The organism is Pseudomonas sp. NCIMB 10586 (assembly GCF_023127895.1).
Taxonomy (GTDB): Bacteria; Pseudomonadota; Gammaproteobacteria; order Pseudomonadales; family Pseudomonadaceae; genus Aquipseudomonas; species Aquipseudomonas synxantha_A.
On record NZ_SPKQ01000050.1, the window covers coordinates 561,935 to 582,708 of the forward strand.

Here is a 20,774-nt window from a genome sequence, read left to right on the forward strand (position 1 = left end):
AGGCACGAGTTGGTTGAGGTCGGCGCGGCAGTTGATCATGCGCTTTTCGTCAACGGCGACGCGGGCGGCGGAGCCTTCCAGCTCAGCGAGGCCTTCGGCGACGTCGAGTTTGTCCAGGGCGGCCTTGGCGCGCACGATGGCGGCCGAATCACTGGCGGTGACGGCGCGGGCTTCGATGGCGGCAGCGGCGCCGGCACCGTCGAGGCGGTCCATGTTGGCTTCGGTGGCGTGGCCGGCGTTGGCGCCTTTAGCGGCTACTTCGCCTTCTTCTTCTTTGTCGAATTCGTCCCAGCTCAGCATGACGTGTCGTCTCCTGCGTGAGGGCTCAAAGGTGCCCGTGTGAAACCGGATGGTTGGGTGTTCACACGGCCCAATGGCCGCGGTGGATCTTAAGGAATCGTTTGTTGCAGCTAGCGCACGCATTAAACGGAATAGGGCTACGGGTGCTCTGCGTGAGGCTTGAGGTGCGCAGCGGTAGGTGCAAGCTCGCGCGGGATGCCTCAGGTCTGGCTCTTCGTCCCAGTGTAAAGGGATATTGCAGGCCCGATTTACCCGCGCATTATAGGGAAAAATTTGGGTTTGTGTTGCGGCGGATGGTCACTTGAGCGCGCCAAAATGACGTGGTTTTCGGCCAGAGCGAGTGTTTGCAAGGCTTTGCTGGGGATGGAAATTTCTGGCGGGTGTTGGGAGAAATTTTATGGGGAGGGGAGGGAGCAGGTGAGAAGGGCTGTATGGGACGTCGTGGCTGAAACCGCGGTCGCAGGCAAGCCAGCTCCCACATTTGATTTGCGGTGTATTCGAGGTGGGTTCTTGGCCGCAAGATTGATTTCTTGCGGCGACCAAGATCCGGGTTGAATCTAAATAACCAAGTTGTTATCCGTTAGAGCAACCATTGCCCATCACTTGATAGTTGAGGATGTGTCGTTGACCTTGGGAGTCTTCATATTCCATCTTTACCGGAACAACTTCACAGACTTCCGGAATACTGCTCATGGACAATACTTTAGCCACATCCAAGTGAGTGCTATAGGTGTAGTCCTCAACGATCGGTGCATTCTGGCCGGCCAGCTCAGTCGGGGCTTCGTCGGCCAGGGCGGCGGTGGCGCACAAGCTGCTGAGGGCCATAACTAATAGAGCTTTCATTTCTTCATTACCTTCTTCAGGGCGAAAGGGGTCACGGGGCCCTTGTGAGGCCGCGTGTGTAACTTAAAAGTTGGGAAGTTCGGATTAACGTGCCTTCGTGGGGGCTGTTACGGTGTTAATCACAGTGCCTTGGTTGGCGGAAGTGATTCTAAGCCTGCGCGTTATATTCATATACCCGTGCTTTTGATAAACACCTTTGGCGGTTTTTGTAACAATCGGTCGATCTACGTTTTTTCAGTTACCCGCAACGCACCGCAGGCCGCGGGCCAGAGCAGCAAGCAGGCATAGCAGGGCAATTTGTAGGGTCTTGTTACTACCATCGTCGAATGGTTCTATAGGCCCACCCCGGCTACAACAGGGGCCATACAACAACAACTATGTCACCGAGGTAAGAAAGATGAGTGCGGCTTCCCTGTACCCTGTTCGCCCCGAAGTAGCAGCCAACACGCTGACCGACGAGGCAACCTACAAGGCCATGTACCAGCAGTCGGTGGTCAACCCCGATGGCTTCTGGCGTGAGCAAGCCAAGCGCCTTGACTGGGTCAAGCCTTTCACCGCGGTGAAGCAGACCTCGTTCGACGACCACCATGTCGACATCAAATGGTTTGCCGATGGCACCTTGAACGTTTCCTACAACTGCCTGGACCGTCACCTTGCCGAACGTGGTGACCAGATCGCGATCATCTGGGAGGGCGATGACCCCGCCGAGAGCCGCAATATCACCTACCGCGAGCTGCATGAGGAAGTCTGCAAGTTCGCCAACGCCTTGCGTGGCCAGGATGTGCACCGCGGTGACGTGGTGACTATCTATATGCCGATGATTCCCGAAGCCGTGGTCGCCATGTTGGCCTGTACCCGCATCGGTGCGATCCATTCGGTGGTGTTCGGCGGTTTTTCCCCGGAAGCCCTGGCCGGTCGCATTATCGACTGTAAGTCGAAAGTGGTGATCACCGCTGACGAAGGCATCCGCGCCGGTAAGAAGATTCCGCTTAAGGCTAACGTCGACGACGCCCTGACCAACCCGGAAACCAGCAGCATCCAGAAGGTTATTGTGTGCAAGCGCACCAATGGCGCGATCAAGTGGAACCAGCATCGTGACATCTGGTACGAAGACTTGATGAAAGTGGCGGGCACCGTGTGTGCGCCAAAAGAGATGGGCGCCGAAGAAGCGCTATTCATCCTCTACACCTCCGGTTCCACCGGCAAGCCTAAAGGCGTGCAGCACACCACCGGCGGCTACTTGTTGTATGCCGCCCTGACCCACGAGCGAGTGTTCGACTACCGCCCCGGCGAAATCTACTGGTGCACCGCCGACGTCGGCTGGGTCACCGGCCACACCTATATCGTCTACGGCCCGTTGGCCAATGGCGCGACTACGCTGCTGTTCGAAGGCGTGCCGAACTACCCGGACATCACCCGGGTGGCGAAGATCGTCGACAAGCACAAGGTCAACATCCTCTACACCGCACCCACTGCGATCCGCGCCATGATGGCCTCCGGCACTGCCGCCTGCGAAGGCGCCGACGGCAGCAGCCTGCGCCTGCTCGGCTCGGTGGGCGAGCCGATCAACCCGGAAGCCTGGGACTGGTACTACAAGAATGTCGGCCAATCCCGTTGCCCGATTGTCGATACCTGGTGGCAGACTGAAACCGGCGCGACCCTGATGAGCCCATTGCCGGGCGCCCACGCGCTCAAGCCAGGCTCGGCCGCGCGGCCTTTCTTTGGTGTAGTGCCGGCGCTGGTGGACAACCTCGGTAACATTATTGAAGGCGCTGCCGAAGGCAATCTGGTGATCCTCGATTCGTGGCCTGGCCAGGCGCGTACCCTGTACGGCGACCATGACCGTTTCGTCGATACCTATTTCAAGACCTTCCGCGGCATGTACTTCACTGGCGATGGCGCCCGTCGCGATGAAGATGGCTACTGGTGGATCACCGGTCGTGTGGATGATGTGTTGAACGTGTCCGGCCACCGCATGGGCACTGCCGAGATTGAAAGCGCCATGGTTGCCCACCCGAAAGTCGCCGAAGCCGCGGTGGTGGGTGTGCCGCACGACATCAAGGGGCAGGGCATCTATGTGTATGTCACGCTCAAGAATGGCGAAGAGCCCAACGAAGCGCTGCGCCTGGAGCTGAAAAACTGGGTGCGCAAGGAAATCGGCCCGATTGCTTCACCGGATGTGATCCAGTGGGCGCCGGGGCTGCCGAAGACACGGTCGGGGAAAATCATGCGCCGCATTTTGCGCAAGATCGCTACGGCTGAATACGATGGGCTGGGGGATATTTCCACCCTGGCGGATCCAAGTGTGGTGGCGCATTTGATTGAGACGCACAAGACCATGAACGTCGCGTAAGCGCGGATAGTCAAATAAAGCCCCATCCGGTTTAAGCCGGATGGGGCTTTTCTACGGGATCTAACAATCACCAGATATCCAGTGTGGGAGGGGGCTTGCTCCCGATAGCATCAGGTCTGTGCCAAATATACTGGCTGACCCGCCGCTATCGGGAGCAAGCCCCCTCTCACATTTGGAGCGCATTTTAACCACCAAGCCAATAAATATCGGTTTTTGCTGTGGGACGTTTCAGAATGTTACCGGCTGGTGCAAATGTGTAACCCCGCATCAAAACCTGAGGCGATGGACCACGCTTGCGCCCCTGAAAACCGCGTTTTAGACCCCCTGATAAATTAGATTAAACGCCACACTTGCCGTGCTAGAAGGGTTTGCGAATAATAGGCCCGCAATTTGCAGCATCATCAGGTTTAATATCTTTTGTCTCTGCATAAATATCAGAGGCTGTCAATGAGCTGGAACCGCTTTCTCAGTGCTTCTGTAAATTGTTGTCGCATTGAGGAAATATCGGCTTCCGGCCTGTCGTTAGAATGCCGATCACTCGCTCGTCGTCGCAGGTGTCGCCCGCGCAGGACGCAGCCCCGCTATTCGGTTACACCTTCGCGCATCGTGGGCCATGGCTCATACTGCTGTTTTTGCCCTATACCGATGGAGTCCCAAGATGAAGAAACTCGTGCTGTTGGGCGCCCTGGCGCTGTCCGTGCTGTCCATGCAGGCTTTCGCCGAAGGCAAGCCACTGAAAATTGGTATCGAAGCGGCTTACCCTCCGTTTGCTTCGAAGGCACCGGACGGCAGCATCGTCGGGTTTGACTACGACATCGGCAATGCGCTGTGCAAGCAGATGGACGTCAAGTGCACTTGGGTCGAGCAAGAGTTCGACGGCCTGATCCCTGCACTGAAAGTGCGCAAGATCGACGCGATCCTGTCGTCCATGTCCATCACCGAAGACCGCAAGAAGTCCGTGGACTTCACCACTCGCTACTACCTGTCCCCAGCGCGCCTGGTGATGAAGGAAGGCACCACCGTCAGTGACAGCCTGGATGAATTGAAGGGCAAGAAGATCGGTGTGCAGCGCGGTTCGATCCACGACCGTTTCGCCCGTGAAGTCCTGGCGCCAAAAGGTGCGGATATCAAGGGTTACAGCACCCAGAACGAAATCTACCTGGACGTGGCCGCCGGTCGTCTCGACGGTACCGTGGCTGACGCTACCCTGCTGCAGGACGGCTTCCTGAAAACCGACGCCGGCAAAGGCTACGCTTTTGTAGGCCCGTCGTTCACCGAAGCCAAATACTTTGGCGACGGCATTGGTATCGCAGTGCGCAAAGGCGACAAGGAAAACCTTGAGCGCATCAACGCAGCGATTACCGCGATTCGTGCCAACGGCGAATACAAGAAAATCCAAGACAAATACTTCGACTTCGATATCTACGGCGCTGATGCCAAGTAAATAGTCGCAGCTGTCTGTCCGAAATGGCGCAAGCACCAGTCATTCTGAAGTTTGCGCCATTTTTTCATCCCCCTTTTCGAGGACCTGAATCATGTTGAAAGGCTACGGGGCCGTTATCCTCGATGGCGCATGGTTGACGCTTCAGCTCGCCTTGTCGTCCATGGCCTTGGCCATTGTTCTGGGTCTGATCGGGGTCGCGTTACGCCTGTCGCCGGTGCGCTGGTTGGCTTGGCTGGGTGACTTGTACTCCACGGTGATCCGCGGGATCCCCGACCTGGTGCTGATCCTGCTGATTTTCTATGGCGGCCAGGACTTGCTCAACCGCGTCGCGCCGCTATTGGGCTTTGACGACTATATCGACTTGAACCCCTTGGCCGCCGGTATCGGCACCCTGGGTTTCATCTTTGGCGCCTACCTTTCGGAAACTTTCCGTGGCGCCTTCATGGCCATTCCCAAGGGCCAGGCTGAAGCCGGCCTGGCGTATGGCATGAGCAGCTTCCAGGTGTTTTTCCGGGTGATGGTGCCGCAGATGATTCGGCTGGCGATCCCCGGGTTTACCAACAACTGGCTGGTATTGACCAAGGCCACCGCGCTGATTTCGGTGGTGGGTTTGCAAGACATGATGTTCAAGGCCAAGCAGGCGGCCGATGCCACCCGCGAACCTTTTACCTTCTTCCTCGCAGTGGCGGCGATGTACCTGGTGATCACCAGTGTGTCGTTGCTGGCCTTGCGTCATCTTGAGAAGCGCTACTCGGTAGGCGTAAGGGCGGCTGATCTATGATCTTCGACTACAACGTCATCTGGGAGGCCATGCCGCTGTACCTTGGCGGCCTGCTGACCACCCTGAAACTGCTTGCCATTTCGCTGTTCTTCGGCCTGCTCGCGGCCTTGCCCCTGGGCTTGATGCGCGTGTCCAAGCAGCCAATCGTCAACGGCGTGGCCTGGCTCTACACCTACGTGATCCGCGGCACGCCGATGCTGGTGCAGCTGTTTTTGATCTACTACGGCCTGGCGCAGTTCGAAACAGTACGCGAGAGCTTCCTGTGGCCACTGCTGTCCAGCGCGACCTTCTGCGCCTGCCTGGCCTTTGCGATCAACACCAGCGCCTACACCGCCGAGATTATCGCCGGTAGCCTCAAGGCCACGCCTAACGGTGAGATCGAAGCGGCCAAGGCCATGGGTATGTCGCGCTACAAGCTGTACCGCCGCATCCTGTTGCCATCGGCCCTGCGCCGCGCACTGCCGCAGTACAGCAATGAAGTGATCATGATGCTGCAGACCACCAGCCTGGCGTCCATCGTCACGCTGATCGACATCACCGGTGCCGCGCGTACGGTCAATGCCCAGTATTACCTGCCGTTCGAAGCCTACATCACCGCCGGCGTGTTCTACCTGTGCCTGACCTTCATTCTGGTGCGCCTGTTCAAGTTGGCCGAGCGCCGCTGGCTGAGCTATCTGGCTCCACGGAAGCACTGATATGGAACGTATCGATCATCTGCTGCCCTGGGGGCACCTGGGCTGCGAGCGCCAACTGAGCGTGTTCCGCTTCGGCAGCGGCGAGCGCAAGGCCTATATCCAGGCCAGCCTGCACGCTGATGAGTTGCCGGGTATGCGTGCCGCATGGGAACTGAAAAAACGCCTCACCGAGCTGGAACAGCAGGGCGCCCTCAACGGCGTGATCGAGCTGGTGCCGGTGGCCAACCCGATGGGCCTTGGCCAGCTGTTGCAAGGCAGCCATCAGGGGCGTTTCGAAGTGGGCAGCGGCAAGAATTTCAATCGCGACTTCGTTGAGTTGAGCGAGCCGGTCGCTGCGTTGCTGCAAGACAAACTGAGCGATGACCCGCACGCCAATGTGCGCATGATTCGCCAGGCCATGAGCGATACGCTCACCGCCTTGCCCGAGCCGAGCAGCCAGTTGCAAGGCATGCAGCGCATTCTGCTGAGCCATGCCTGCACCGCCGATGTGGTGCTGGACCTGCATTGCGATGCCGAAGCCGCGCTGCACATGTATGCGCTGCCGCAGCACTGGCCGCAGTGGCGGTCGCTGTCAGCGCATTTGAATGTGAAGGTCGGCCTGCTGGCGGAAGATTCCGGCGGCAGTTCGTTTGACGAGGCGTGCTCGTTGCCGTGGCTGCGTTTATCGCGCCTGTTCCCCGAGGCCCGGATTCCGTTGGCCTGTCTGGCGACAACGTTGGAGTTGGGCGGCCAGGCCGACACCGGCCGTGATGAAGCGATCTTCCACGCCGAAGGCATTCTGGCATTCCTCGCCGAACAGGGCTTGATCAGGGGCCAATGGCCCGCACCGCAACATGAACCTTGTGAAGGCATGCCCTTCGAAGGCACCGAGTTGCTGTTCGCCCCCCATGCCGGTGTGATCAGTTACCTGCGTAAAGCTGGCGACTGGGTAGAAACCGGCGACGAGATTTTTGAAGTGATTGACCCCCTGACCGACCGCGTAAGTACCATTTGTGCGGGCACCTCGGGGGTGTTGTTTGCCGTTGAACGGCTACGTTATGCCCAAGCGGGTTTCTGGCTGGCCAAGGTGGCGGGGCGCGAAGCGCTGCGTCACGGGCGCTTGCTCAACGACTGACCACCTGTTTTTGTGAGAACCGACCGCATGTACAAGCTTGAAGTCCAAGACCTGCATAAACGCTATGGCAGTCATGAAGTGCTCAAAGGTGTGTCCTTGGCCGCAGCGGCCGGTGATGTGATCAGCATCATCGGTTCCAGCGGTTCGGGCAAAAGTACCTTTTTGCGCTGCATCAACCTGCTGGAGCAGCCCCACGCCGGCAAGATTCTGCTCAATAACGAAGAGCTGAAACTGGTGGCCAACAAGGATGGCGCCATGAAGGCTGCCGACCCCAAGCAACTGCAACGTATGCGTTCACGCCTGTCCATGGTGTTCCAGCATTTCAACCTGTGGTCGCATATGACCGCGCTTGAAAACGTGATGGAAGCCCCGGTGCACGTGCTGGGCATGTCGAAGAAAGAGGCCCGTGAAAAGGCCGAGCATTACCTGGCCAAGGTCGGCGTGGGCCATCGTAAGGATGCGTTCCCCGGCCACATGTCCGGTGGCGAGCAGCAGCGTGTGGCGATTGCCCGTGCCTTGGCGATGGAACCCGAGGTGATGCTGTTCGATGAGCCTACTTCGGCGCTGGATCCGGAGCTGGTGGGCGAAGTGCTCAAGGTCATGCAGGACCTGGCCCAGGAAGGCCGCACCATGGTAGTGGTGACCCACGAAATGGGCTTTGCCCGTGAAGTGTCGAACCAGTTGGTGTTTTTGCACAAAGGCATTGTTGAAGAGCGTGGTAATCCGCGGGAAGTGCTGGTGAACCCGCAGTCCGAACGGTTGCAGCAGTTCCTCTCTGGCAGTTTGAAATAATCAAGGCTGCTTTTGTGCACCGGGATAGTGCATGCTCCGCAGTCTTGAGGTTAGCCCCGATCTCTTGTGGGAGCTGGCTTGCCTGCGATAGCGATGCATCAGTCAATGATGTGTTAACTGACCCACCGTCATCGCAGGCAAGCCAGCTCCCACTTTTGATCTCTGTTTGTTTTGGGATTTGTAGTTGATTACGGGCTAGCATTGGCCCACGGCTTCTTTCACTGTTTTCGCTCCGGATAGCACTCCATGACCGCCCACAAAATTGGTTTCCTGATTTGGCCCAGCACAAAAGCACTCACGCTTGCGCTGGCTGAGGAGGCCTTGCGCGTTGCTCAGCGGGTGCATCCGGATGTGGTCTACGAGTTGTCTTTTCTGCAGGCCGAGCCGCAAACCGAGGGGGCCTGGCAGTTGCCGGGCGAGCCGTGGGCCGGCAAGTTGGAAGGCTTTCAGAAACTGTTCCTGCTGGCGGATGAACCGCCTACCGTCATTGCGTCGCAGCTCAGCACTGCGCTCAAGCAGCTGGTTCGGGCCGGGTGCGTGATCGGTGGGTTATCGGCGGGTGTGTACCCGTTGGCCCAGCTTGGTCTGTTGGATGGTTATCGTGCTGCCGTGCATTGGCGCTGGCAGGATGACTTTGCCGAGCGCTTCCCCAAGGTCATCGCCACCAGCCATTTGTTCGACTGGGACCGTGATCGCCTGACCGCTTGTGGCGGCATGTCGGTACTCGACCTGCTGCTGGCGGTGCTGGCCCGCGATCACGGCGCGGAGTTGGCCGGTGCTGTGTCCGAGGAATTGGTGGTGGAGCGCATCCGCGAAGGCGGTGAGCGCCAACGTATTCCACTGCAAAACCGCCTGGGCTCCAGCCATCCCAAGCTGACCCAGGCGGTGCTGTTGATGGAAGCCAATATCGAAGAGCCGCTGACCACCGACGAGATCGCCCAGCACGTGTGCGTGTCGCGACGACAACTGGAACGGATCTTCAAGCAATACCTCAATCGCGTCCCCAGCCAGTACTACCTGGAACTGCGCCTGAACAAGGCGCGCCAGATGTTGATGCAAACCAGCAAGTCGATCATCCAGATCGGCCTGTCGTGCGGCTTCTCCTCGGGGCCGCATTTCTCCAGCGCTTACCGCAATTTCTTTGGCGCCACGCCGCGCGAAGACCGCAACCAGCGGCGCAGCAGCAGTCCCTTCGAGTTGTCGTCGGTGCCCTCAGAGCGCGGCTGATTCAACAGTTAGTCTTCTTCTGGTACTGGCAGAGCTGCCACCAGCGGTGTGCCTTGGGAGTCCACGGTGGCGGCCGCGACCTGGAAGTCCACACCTGTGCGTTGGTAGTACTGACGCAAGCGCTCCATGCTTTGCGCCGACAGTGGGTTGCCGCTCAAGTCGCTGTCGCCATTGAAGGTTGCTGACGTCTCCAGCAAGTCCTGCGGTATCTCCCGGATCGCGTTATTGCTCAGGTCCAGCGTTTGCAGTTGATCCAGGCCAAATACGCCCTCTGGAACTTCGCTCAGTGCCGCGTTGCTCAGATACAGCGCAACCAGTTGGTTCAGCGAGCCGACGTCAGGGGCGTGACCCAGGGGGTTGTTGCTCAAATTAACAAACTCAAGTTCGGTCAACCCCGTTAGCACGCCTCGGGTTTCGGGTGTCAGCCGGATTGCGCATTCCGTTATATCCAATGTGGACAGTGTGGGCATGTGCTGGATCGCCTCAGGCAGGGTGCCCAGGGAGCACTTGCTCAGTTTGAGGGTTTGCAAATGGCTGAAGTTGCGCAACGTACCGTCGACACCAGTCGTGGTGCCGTTGCCGTCCAGTTGGAACGAGGTCACGTGGTCGAAGTTGGCGTTCAATTCCGGCAAGTCGCCCAACACTGGTGTGTCGAGTAAGACCTGGTGGGTCAGCTCATCGTCCAGGCTTTCTTCATCCTCGGGGGCTTCTCGTCGCCACGCCTGCTCCAGCAGTGTCTTGAAGTTGCGCCGCCTCAGTTGGTCCTGAGCGCGGGTTTGTTCGTCAATAGGCACATCCAGGATGGGGTGCCGATCCGGTACAGCCTGCACCCACACCTGCAGGTCGTTGTTCAGTCGCTCGTATTCAGCTTCCAGGCGCGTCAACGTCGGTTCGATTGCCGCCATGTCGCCGGGCAGGCGGAAGATGAAACGGTCTGCCTCGTTATCCAGAAACGAGGGGTATAGCCGCTGCGTGCGCATGCGTTGTGATTCGGATGCCTGGGCGGCGAAACTCTCCCCGGTGCGCTGGCAGTAGCGTTTGATCGACTCCAGGGTTTGGGGTGTCAAGGGGTTTGCGGAAAGGACCAGGCCACTGGTGGTTGAGGCCGGCATGGAAAAAAGTGCCTCGGGCAGTTGCTCAATGGCGTTTTTGCTCAAGTTGACCGACTGGCGTGGCGGGCCGCCCAGCAGGCTAGGGGGTACCTGTGTCAATCCGGTGTCTTTCAGCGAGATTGTGCTCAGATTGGGCAGGTGACTGAAATCCGGAGTACGGCCCAGCGGGTTGTGGTCCAGGTATAAATATTCGAGGCTGGTCATGCCTTGCAACCCCGCTACGCTGGTAGGGCTGAGTTCTATTGAGCAGCGTGGCAGCCCCAGAATGGATAGTGCCTGCCGGTTGAGCACTTGGGCAGGGATGTCGCCGAGCCTCACGTTGTTGATGTCCAGGATACTTAGGGCCGGGAAGCTGTCGATAAAGGCGGTCGACCCCATCGGGCTACCATTGCCTTTGATGGTCAGTGAGCCAACATGCTTGAAGTGCGCGCTCAGCGTGGGCAGCTCGCCTGCGAGCGTCGCGGGGATTTCCAGCAAATGGACGAATTGAGTGTCCTGGGGTGTTTCCCTGCGCCAGCTTTGCTCAAGTAATGTGCTGAGCTCGCTTCGCCGGGTGGCTTCCGATGGCTGCAACTGCGGCTGTTGCGTCCAGTGGTTGAGCTCGGACTTTAGCGTATCCAATTCACCGGCCAACCTTGCCAGCTCGCGCCTACCCGCTTCCAGGTCGCCTGGGAGGCTGTAGATAAACTGGTTGATCTGGTCGGTGTCCAGTGAGGGATACAGCATTTTTGCGTCGCGCACATCCACTGCCGGAGCATCGGCCTCCCAGTAGGTGCCGTGCTGCTGGTAATAGGCTTTAACGCGCTCGAGGGTGGCCGATGACAGTGGGTTGTCAGATAGGTCGAAGGCAGCGCTGGTATGTGACGGAAGATCGAACAGTGCTTCCGGTAATTCTCCGATCTGGTTGCCGCTGAGAAAGGCTGCGCTAAGGTCGTTGCGGGTGAGCAAACCGGGAGGGAGGCGATCGATGCCGGTTTCGGACAGGTCCAGTGTGTTCAGCTCGGTCATCGCTTCCACAGTGGGCACCCGACCCAAGGGGTTTTTATGCAGGTCCAGGGTTTGTAATTGGGTCATCGAGGCGAGCTGGGTTTGGCTGTGCGGCGTCAGGGTAATTGCGCAGTCGCTCAGGCTCAATGTGTTCAAGCTGCGCATCTGAAGTACGGCTGGGGGCAGGTTGCCCAAGGGAATACTGTCAACGGTCAAGTGACGCAGTCGGGGAAAGTTGCCCAGGAACGCGGCGGCTCCTTGCGTGTGGTTGCTGCCTGACAGCGTCAGCATTGATACGTGATCGAAGTTGGCGGACAGTCGCGGCAGTTCGCCACGAATAGGGTAACGCAGGTTCATTCGGTAGCCGTCGCGCGCCGGGTCTTCGAAGTAGTCATCGAGGGGTAACTCCCTGCGCCAGCAGCGTTTGAGTTCGCGGGCAATGAGTCTGCGATTGCGTTGCTCGTACAGACGCTGGTGTGCACTGAGTAGGGCGCCGTTTCCGGGGGGGCGAAGCGGAATGTCGCGTTGCCAGGCATTCAGGTCATGTTCCAGTTGGTTGTATTCGATGCGCAGCGCCTCAAGGCCTGCGAGTGCACCGCCAGGCTGTGAGTGCAAGTGGTTCACCAGGGTAGTCAATTGGCGTTCGCGAAGTCTGGGGTACAGGTCGTGCGCGCGTTGAAGCAAGTTCACAGGTCTTAATGGCGCCGGCGCCTGGGCACGATAGCCGTTGTCGCTGCCCAGCAGGCGCAGGGCTTCAGTGACACTTTCCGGCTTGCTATCAGGGGTGAGTAGTGTGCGCAGTTCACTGCGTGGCAGCGGCGCTTGCCGCAGGCGCTGCTTGAGTTGTGCGCCGTCGTGGATGCCAAGGCCGAGCTGGTCACGCTGCTTATCGGGTAGGGCACTTAAAACGGCTGAGTACAGGTCGGTCTCGCTGGAGAGGGCACCCTGTTCATTGTGGGGCTGGTAGCGGCCGGCTTCAGTACGCACCAACGTGCGTTGGATCGGGGCGTCATCTGGACCGATCCGCAGCCAGCTCGGTCCGGTTTGCGAGTGGTGACGAGCCTCTAGCTGTACCTCGCCAGACCAGCCTGGCAGTGTGCGCAGGGAGTTCAGTGCCAGGCGATCGGTGTCCAGGGAGGGCGGCGTATTCAAGTGCTGGCCCTCATAGGCGCGGTTGATCCGTACTTCATTCAACGCGGTGCGTGCCAGTTCGGCCAGGCGCGGGGGCGTGTTTCGTTCATGCAGTGCTTCAAGTTCTGCACCGCTGGCCTCGCTCACAAGTGTTTTCGCAACGCTTATAGGCAGTTCAGGCGTGGTGGTGAGCAATTGCTGGGTAAGCGGTTCGGTGGTGGCTTGCAACGTCGCATAACGCGAGTCGAACAACGCGCTGCGCTGGCTATCGGCAATGTCCGCCAGCTTATGGCGTAGCAGATGGGCGCGGCGATCCAGGCTGAGTTCGGGATCGCTGGCGCGCTCACCGAACGGCGCACGGATTTCTTCGCTGCTCATCCCACGCAGGACGGTTTTCAGCAAGTCGCCGTTCTCCAGTTGGGCCTCAAATACCTGAATCACTGGCATGCGCTCATCACCGAACTCCCAGGCTGTTTGCCCCTTGTCGTTGACAATGCGCAAGGCTTTGGTGGGCGGCCACGAGCCGTGGGTGGTCAACACTTGCAAGGTATCTTGTGGGTCAATCAGGTGGTACACCGCCGGGTCGTCGCTGCGTAGCTGATCGATCAGCCGCTGGATGCTGCGGTCGATGCGCAGACGACTCAAGGTATCGTCCAGTAGCGGCGATAGAGGCTCGCTGTTGACGTGCATTTTGCGCACGACACCCTCATCCACGCCGCTGATGTGCAAGCCCAGTTCCCGGTCCGCTTCGCTTAAATCCTGCACGCTGTGCCCCAGTCTGCGCAGCAACGTGTGCTTGTCCCACTGCAAGGGCTGCTCGAGTTCGGTGTGCCACGCGCCGGCGCCGTTGTGTCGCACAATCGGGCGATAGGCGTCAGGGCGGCTGGGGTGTTTGATGTAGTAAAAATCACTGTCCGGACTTTCTTCCACGGTGTACAGCTTGTTTTCCAGTGGCAGGATTGTTTCCTTGCGTACCTCGTGCAGACCCAGCTCGTTGATACCCAGGCGCGTTGGCAACGATGATGGGTACTCATAGGGCGCCAGGTCCGGTTTCCAGTAGCGTTTGGCGCCGTTGGCCAGGCTCACCGGTTTGAAGCTGTCAATGTACGCGAGGACGTTTTCGGGCAGCACTTTACGCAGTTCGGTCGGGCCAATTTGGGTGCCCGCAGCGAAAGCACCCATCTGCACCAGGGATTCCAGCACGCTCATCAGATGACCGAAGGCTTCCTTGCCCAGGCCTTCAGCCCAGTCGATCACGCCTTCGAACACGTCATCGAGCAGTTGATAAGCCATGTAGCCCAGCATCAATTCGCCCAGGCCCGGCACGAAGGGGGCGACCACCATCAGTGCGGCGTTGAGGATCGAGGAAGCCACATCGACGAAAGAGTCCCAAAGCCGCCAGCGCGCCTCACGATCGACGCTGGCGGTGGAGACGGCCAGTGTGCGGGCGTCGTTGAGAATCTTGTCGAGTTTGCGACGGTACAGATGCAACCAGGGATCGCCCCAGACAGGCTGCGCATCAAACTGTAGCTTGGGGTCTTCGATGGGGGTGCTGCGCCAGGGCGATTGGCCGCTGCCCCTGACCGGCGGGTGCCAGGTGATGCGCGCCAGGCGCTGGCTCAAGCCGGAAAAAAACACCCCGCGTTGGGCGTGGGGTACAAAGCGGCTGAAGAAGGTCTGGTAATCGCGGTCGCGCAGTTGCCGGGTCAGTTCCTGTTTGAATGCCAAAGGCGAGGCGTATTCCTTGAGCGGGTGCTGCGGATCATCTGGAACGTATGCCACCAGGCGTTGCGGCGAGCGCGGTCTCTCAAGGTCGGGAGAGAACAGTTGAATGCCGGTCAGCGCAATGTCCATCATGCGCAGCTCCTGACAGCGCAACGGTTGGCCGTTGAGCCTGAGGTTGGGCGTGCCAGCTACCAGCCCTTCGATCAAGTCAGCATAGTCGTCGCTGATATCGTCCTTGATACGTGCCAGTTGCACGGCTGCATGCAGGGCGGCTTTCTGGCTGGCGTCGACCTTCAGGCGCAATACCGCAGCGGCAACCGGGTTGGACATGCCCAGCTCATCGTTGAGGTAGCGGGCGTAGCGGGCACCCATGTCCAGGTCACGGCACCGGCTGGCGAATGCCTGGATCGATAGCACACGTTTGATCTGCGGCAAAGTGTCGAATTGCCCGCTGGCCGAAGGCTGCGTGATAAAGGTCGAGGCCGGCTCGTAGGCGTCGGCCAGGGTTTCCTTGAGCTCAAAGTTATGCAGGGCGGCGTCGAGCAGCGAAACCGTCCAGGTGCGCGCTGCACCGGAGCGTATCGGGAACCAGGGGGTACGATCAGGGATATACAGGCGTAAATAGGTTGTCTCGACGTTCAGGTCCAGGCCGTAATCGGCTTTCAATGCCTGTTCGAGGATCGGCTTGGCGAACGCCTTGGCGTCCTGCAGGTGCTGCAATGCCCGATCTACGCTGTTCTGTGCATCCCAGTGGGCACCGGTCAGTCGCGCGAGCGCGGCGCGTTGTTCGGCACTGCCCGGCAGCTGTTGTGGCTGGGTGGCGGCAAGTGCCTGGCGTTTGTCGGCGCAGGCATTGCCGAGCCAGGAGGGCAGGGTGTCGGTCAACAATTGATAGTGGCTGTCGGGCAGGCGGGTATCGGAATAATCGAGGTTCGTCATGGAGCGGGTCCGTGCAAGTCATGAAGCCCGCAGTAAACCAGCCGGTTGCAGAGGGGGGACTTTAGATAATTAGGGGGCGCAACCCTTTCACTGGATAACCCTGACGCAAACCTGGCGCAGCGTTTAAACTGCGCCATTGCGACGCTATTTGTCGCATTGGCGTAAACCCGCTAAAAACGCGGGTTGGCGCTATAAGAAGTTGTCGCTTGGCGGCAAGGCCCTACTGAAAACTGTCCTTACAATCCCTGCATCGCCCGCCAGTTCCAGGCAGGCGTTCCTCTTCAGGAGACTCCGATGTCCGTTGAGCAAGCCCCGGTGCAACGTGCCGATTTCGACCAAGTAATGGTGCCTAACTATGCACCTGCCGCCTTTATCCCTGTGCGTGGCCAAGGTTCGCGCGTGTGGGATCAAGCAGGTCGTGAGCTGATCGACTTTGCCGGCGGCATCGCGGTCAACGTGTTGGGCCACGCCCACCCGGCGCTGGTCGGTGCACTGACCGAACAGGCCAACAAGTTGTGGCATGTGTCCAACGTCTTTACTAACGAGCCGGCGCTGCGCCTGGCCCACAAGCTGATCGACGCCACTTTTGCCGATCGCGTGTTCTTCTGCAACTCCGGCGCCGAGGCCAATGAGGCTGCGTTCAAGCTGGCCCGTCGTGTGGCCTTTGACCGTTTCGGCAGCGAGAAATACGAGATCATCGCCGCGCTGAACAGCTTCCACGGCCGTACCCTGTTCACCGTCAACGTCGGCGGCCAGTCCAAGTACTCCGATGGTTTCGGGCCTAAAATCACCGGCATCACCCACGTTCCTTATAACGATCTGGCTGCGCTGAAGGCCGCTGTGTCGGGCAAGACCTGCGCCGTAGTGCTGGAACCGATCCAGGGTGAAGGCGGCGTACTGCCGGCTGAACTGGCTTACCTGCAAGGTGCCCGCGAACTGTGCGACGCGAACGACGCGCTGCTGGTGTTCGACGAAGTGCAAACCGGCATGGGCCGCAGCGGCCACCTGTTTGCCTACCAGCATTACGGTGTGACGCCGGACATCCTTACCAGCGCCAAGAGCCTGGGCGGCGGTTTCCCGATTGCGGCGATGCTTACCCGTGAAGACTTGGCCAAGCACCTGGTGGTCGGCACCCACGGCACCACCTACGGCGGCAACCCGCTGGCGTGCGCAGTGGCCGAAGCGGTGATCGACGTGATCAACACGCCAGAAGTATTGGCCGGCGTTAACGCCAAGCATGACTTGTTCAAGGCGCGCCTGGAGCAGATCGGCACGCAATACGGCATCTTCACCGAGGTGCGTGGCATGGGCCTGCTGATCGGTTGCGTGCTCAGCGATGCCTTCAAAGGCAAGGCCAAGGACGTGTTCAACGCGGCCGAAAAAGAGAATCTGATGATCCTGCAAGCTGGCCCGGACGTGGTGCGTTTTGCGCCGAGCCTGGTGGTGGAAGAGGCGGATATCAACGAAGGGCTGGATCGTTTTGAGCGTGCTGTGAAGACGTTGACCCAAGCCTGATACAAATCTATCTGCCGGACCGGATCAAATGTGGGAGGGGGCTTGCCCCCTCCCACATTAGGAACAGTGTTGTTCCTGACCTGTCCGGTATTTTTTTCTATGAGTTTTTCGAGTTAAGGAGTAACACCATGCTGGTGATGCGCCCCGCGCAAATGGCTGATCTGGGCGAGGTACAGCGTCTGGCTGCAGACAGCCCGATTGGTGTTACGTCCTTGCCAGACGATGTGGAACGCCTGAGCGACAAGATCGCCGCCAGCGAAGCTTCTTTCGCGGCCGAGGTAAGCTTCAACGGTGAAGAGAGCTATTTCTTCGTGCTTGAAGACACCGATACCGGCAAGCTCGCCGGTTGCTCGGCCATCGTTGCTTCAGCCGGCTACTCCGAGCCGTTCTACAGTTTCCGTAACGAAACCTTCGTGCACGCCTCCCGAGAGCTGAAGATCCATAACAAGATCCACGTGCTTTCCCAGTGCCATGACCTGATCGGGAACAGCCTGCTCACCAGTTTCTACGTGGTGCCGGAATTGGTCGGATCGCCCTGGTCGGAACTTAACTCCCGTGGCCGCCTGTTGTTCGTTGCCAGCCACCCCGAGCGCTTTGCCGATTCGGTGGTAACCGAGATTGTCGGCTACAGCGACGAAAACGGTGATTCGCCGTTCTGGGACGCCATCGGTCGCAACTTCTTCGACCTCAACTATGCTGCCGCTGAGCGCCTGTGCGGGCTGAAAAGCCGCACCTTTCTCGCCGAGCTAATGCCGCATTACCCGATCTACGTGCCGCTGTTGCCGGACGAAGCCCAGGAAGCCATGGGCCAGGTGCACCCGCGTGCGCAGATCACCTTCGATATCCTGATGCGCGAAGGTTTCGAGACCGACCACTACATCGACATCTTCGACGGTGGCCCGACGCTGCATGCACGGGTTTCGGGTATTCGCTCGATCGCCCAGAGCCGCGTGGTACCGGTGAAGATCGGCGAGATGGTCAAGGGCGTCGGTCGCCAGTACCTGGTGAGTAACGCGCAGTTGCAGGATTACCGCGCGGTGATGCTGGAGCTGGACTATGCGCCAGGCAAGCCAGTAACCCTGGACCTGGCGGCCGCCGAAGCACTGGGCGTTGGCGAAGGCGCGAGCGTGCGTTTGGTCGCGGTATAAAAACAGAGTTTCGCGGGTGGCTGACAACAGCGGCCCGTTCGAGGAGATAGCATGATCGTTCGTCCCGTACGCAGCAGCGATTTACCGGCCCTGATTGATCTGGCGCGCAGCACCGGCACCGGCCTCACCACTTTGCCGGCCAACGAAGAGCGCCTGACCCACCGGGTTGGCTGGGCGGAAAAAACCTTTCGCGGCGAAGCCGGGCGCGGCGATGCCGACTACCTGTTCGTGCTGGAAAACGATGAAGGCCGCGTGGTCGGCATTTCTGCCATTGCCGGTGCCGTGGGCTTGCGTGAGCCCTGGTATAACTTCCGGGTCGGGCTGACCGTCAGCGCCTCCCAGGAGCTGAATATCTACCGCGAGATTCCGACGCTGTTTCTGGCCAACGACCTCACCGGCAATTCCGAATTGTGCTCGTTGTTTTTGCATGCCGATTATCGCAACGGTCTTAACGGCCGCATGTTGGCCAAGGCGCGCATGTTGTTTATCGCGGAGTTCCCGCAATTGTTCGGCAACAAGATCATTGCCGAGATGCGCGGCGTATCCAACGACGCCGGGCGTTCGCCGTTCTGGGAAAGCCTGGGTCGACACTTCTTCAAAATGGAGTTCAGCCAGGCCGACTACCTTACCGGTGTGGGCAACAAGGCGTTTATCGCCGAGCTGATGCCGAAGTTTCCGCTGTACAGCTGCTTCCTGTCCGAGGATGCGCGCAACGTGATCGGCAAGGTCCATCCGGACACCGAGCCGGCCCTGAGTATGCTCAAGAGCGAAGGGTTCAGCTATCAGGGCTATGTCGATATCTTCGATGCAGGCCCAGCGGTAGAGTGTGAAACCAGCAAAATCCGTGCGGTGCGCGACAGCCAGTCGCTGGTGTTGGCCATCGGCACGCCGGGGGACGACGCCACGCCGTTCCTGATCCATAACCGCAAGCGCGAGGAGTGCCGTATCACTGCTGCTCCGGCCCGGCTGGCGGCAGGTACCCTGGTGGTTGATCCGCAGACCGCCAAGCGCCTGCAGCTGGTGGTGGGTGATCAAGTGCGTGCCGTACCGTTGTCTGCTGCTCGGGAGTCCAAGTAATGAATTCGCTGTATATCGCAGGTAGCTGGCTGGCCGGCCAGGGTGAGCTGTTCGAATCGCGCAACCCGGTGACCCAGCAGGCATTGTGGGCCGGCAACGGCGCCACCGCCGAGCAGGTCGAGTCCGCCGTGCAGGCGGCACGCCAGGCATTCCCTGCGTGGGCTCGTCTGCCGTTGGAAGAACGCATCAGCGTGCTGGAAGCCTTTGCCAGCACCCTGAAAAGCCGTGCCGATGAAATTGCCCGCTGCATTGGTGAGGAAACCGGTAAACCCTTGTGGGAATCGGCTACCGAAGTCACCAGCATGGCCAACAAGATCGCCATCTCGGTGCAGAGTTATCGTGAGCGCACCGGCGAAAAGAGCGGCCCATTGGGTGACGCCACCGCGGTATTGCGTCACAAGCCTCACGGCGTGGTGGCGGTGTTCGGCCCGTACAACTTCCCCGGGCATTTGCCCAACGGCCATATCGTCCCGGCCTTGCTGGCGGGTAATACCGTGCTGTTCAAACCCAGCGAGCTGACCCCGAAAGTTGCCGAGCTGACCGTGCAATGCTGGATCGAAGCCGGGCTGCCGGCGGGCGTGTTGAACCTGCTGCAAGGCGCGCGGGAAACCGGCATCGCCCTGGCCGCCAACCCCGGCATAGACGGCTTGTTCTTCACCGGGTCCAGCCGCACCGGCAATCATCTGCATCAGCAGTTTTCGGGACGCCCGGACAAAATCCTCGCCCTGGAAATGGGCGGCAACAACCCGCTGGTCGTGGATGAAGTGGCCGATGTGGATGCGGCGGTCTACACCATCATCCAGTCTGCGTTTATCTCGGCTGGTCAGCGTTGCACCTGCGCCCGTCGCTTGTTGGTGCCGGAAGGCGCCTGGGGCGATGCATTGCTGGCGCGGTTGGTGGCGGTGAGCGCAACGATTGAAGTCGGTGCGTTCGACCAGCAACCACCGCCGTTCATGGGCTCGGTAATCTCCCTTGGCGCGGCGAAAGCCTTGATGGACGCCCAGCAATTGATGTTGGCCAATGGCGCCGTAGCGCTGCTGGAAATGACCCAGCCACAGGATCAGGCCGCATTGCTGACCCCAGGCATCATCGACGTGACCGGCGTAACCGAGCGCGAAGACGAAGAACTGTTCGGCCCGCTGTTGCAGGTGATTCGCTACGCGGATTTCGCCGAGGCAATCGCAGAGGCCAACAACACCCAATACGGCCTGGCCGCTGGCCTGTTGTCGGATAGCGAAGCGCGTTACCAGCAGTTCTGGCTGGAAAGCCGTGCCGGTATCGTCAACTGGAACAAGCAGTTGACCGGCGCCGCCAGTACCGCACCGTTTGGCGGGGTAGGGGCCTCGGGTAACCATCGGGCCAGTGCGTATTACGCGGCCGATTATTGTGCGTATCCGGTGGCGTCGCTGGAAACGCCGAGTCTGGTGATGCCAGCCACGTTGACCCCTGGCATTACACTGATCTGAACGTGGGAGGGGGCTTGCTCCCGATGGCGGTGTGTCAGTCACCTAATTAGTCAACTGACACCCTGCTATCGGGAGCAAGCGCCCTCCCACATTTGAACTGTGGTGTATTCAGTAATTTGATGCCT

The 20,774-nt window shown here is 59.5% G+C and carries 13 protein-coding genes and 1 pseudogene; 11 read left to right on the top strand and 3 right to left on the bottom strand.

The window, feature by feature from the left end:
• Nucleotides 1-300 (bottom strand): annotated as a pseudogene (locus tag E4P01_RS26150) (ribonucleotide-diphosphate reductase subunit beta); the annotation flags it as partial.
• A 573-nt stretch (nt 301-873) separates the two neighbouring features.
• Entirely contained in the window at nt 874-1,143 is a 270-nt protein-coding gene (locus tag E4P01_RS26155; protein WP_014719601.1) for a DUF2790 domain-containing protein, read from the bottom strand.
• Nucleotides 1,144-1,540: 397 nt separating this feature from the next.
• Here E4P01_RS26155 and acs point away from each other — a divergent pair, with 397 nt between their 5' ends.
• The 7 genes from acs to E4P01_RS26190 all read left to right on the top strand — a co-directional run bounded on the left by acs (nt 1,541) and on the right by E4P01_RS26190 (nt 9,549).
• Nucleotides 1,541-3,496 carry an acetate--CoA ligase gene (gene acs, locus E4P01_RS26160; protein WP_005790645.1) on the top strand — a complete coding sequence of 652 codons (1,956 nt, stop codon included), beginning with the start codon at nt 1,541-1,543 and terminating at the stop codon, nt 3,494-3,496.
• Nucleotides 3,497-4,154: 658 nt separating this feature from the next.
• Entirely contained in the window at nt 4,155-4,940 is a 786-nt protein-coding gene (locus E4P01_RS26165; RefSeq protein ID WP_032879819.1) for an ABC transporter substrate-binding protein, read from the top strand.
• Nucleotides 4,941-5,031: 91 nt separating this feature from the next.
• A complete protein-coding gene (locus tag E4P01_RS26170) occupies nt 5,032-5,721 on the top strand; it encodes an ABC transporter permease (protein WP_032879821.1) in 690 nt (229 codons plus the stop codon).
• Nucleotides 5,718-6,416 (top strand): ABC transporter permease, encoded by a 699-nt coding sequence (locus E4P01_RS26175; protein WP_103734779.1) that lies wholly within the window; start codon nt 5,718-5,720, stop codon nt 6,414-6,416. Before E4P01_RS26170 ends, E4P01_RS26175 begins: the two co-directional genes overlap by 4 nt.
• 1 nt (nt 6,417) lies before the next feature.
• Nucleotides 6,418-7,530 carry a succinylglutamate desuccinylase/aspartoacylase family protein gene (locus E4P01_RS26180; RefSeq protein ID WP_032879825.1) on the top strand — a complete coding sequence of 371 codons (1,113 nt, stop codon included), beginning with the start codon at nt 6,418-6,420 and terminating at the stop codon, nt 7,528-7,530.
• Nucleotides 7,531-7,557: 27 nt separating this feature from the next.
• Entirely contained in the window at nt 7,558-8,322 is a 765-nt protein-coding gene (locus tag E4P01_RS26185; RefSeq protein WP_005790637.1) for an ATP-binding cassette domain-containing protein, read from the top strand.
• Nucleotides 8,323-8,568: 246 nt separating this feature from the next.
• Nucleotides 8,569-9,549 carry a GlxA family transcriptional regulator gene (locus E4P01_RS26190; protein WP_005790635.1) on the top strand — a complete coding sequence of 327 codons (981 nt, stop codon included), beginning with the start codon at nt 8,569-8,571 and terminating at the stop codon, nt 9,547-9,549.
• Between the two features lie 8 nt (nt 9,550-9,557).
• On the opposite strand, the gene E4P01_RS26195 is transcribed toward E4P01_RS26190, so the two are convergent.
• Nucleotides 9,558-15,443 (bottom strand): DUF6543 domain-containing protein, encoded by a 5,886-nt coding sequence (locus E4P01_RS26195; RefSeq protein ID WP_216091994.1) that lies wholly within the window; start codon nt 15,441-15,443, stop codon nt 9,558-9,560.
• Nucleotides 15,444-15,737: 294 nt separating this feature from the next.
• Between E4P01_RS26195 and E4P01_RS26200 the strand changes: the two genes are divergently transcribed.
• The 4 genes from E4P01_RS26200 (at nt 15,738) to astD (ending at nt 20,649) form a co-directional block, all read left to right on the top strand.
• The gene (locus tag E4P01_RS26200) at nt 15,738-16,958 is read left to right on the top strand and encodes an aspartate aminotransferase family protein (protein WP_032879829.1); all 1,221 of its coding nucleotides are present in this window, start codon (nt 15,738-15,740) and stop codon (nt 16,956-16,958) included.
• 128 nt (nt 16,959-17,086) lie between these two features.
• Complete coding sequence (aruF, locus tag E4P01_RS26205) at nt 17,087-18,106, top strand: arginine/ornithine succinyltransferase subunit alpha (protein WP_248130167.1); 1,020 nt, start codon at nt 17,087-17,089, stop codon at nt 18,104-18,106.
• Nucleotides 18,107-18,157: 51 nt separating this feature from the next.
• Nucleotides 18,158-19,183, top strand: a complete 1,026-nt coding sequence (gene astA / locus E4P01_RS26210) for an arginine N-succinyltransferase (protein WP_005790626.1) — start codon at nt 18,158-18,160, stop codon at nt 19,181-19,183.
• Nucleotides 19,183-20,649, top strand: a complete 1,467-nt coding sequence (gene astD, locus E4P01_RS26215; protein WP_216091993.1) for a succinylglutamate-semialdehyde dehydrogenase — start codon at nt 19,183-19,185, stop codon at nt 20,647-20,649. Before astA ends, astD begins: the two co-directional genes overlap by 1 nt.
• Nucleotides 20,650-20,774: the final 125 nt, after the last annotated feature.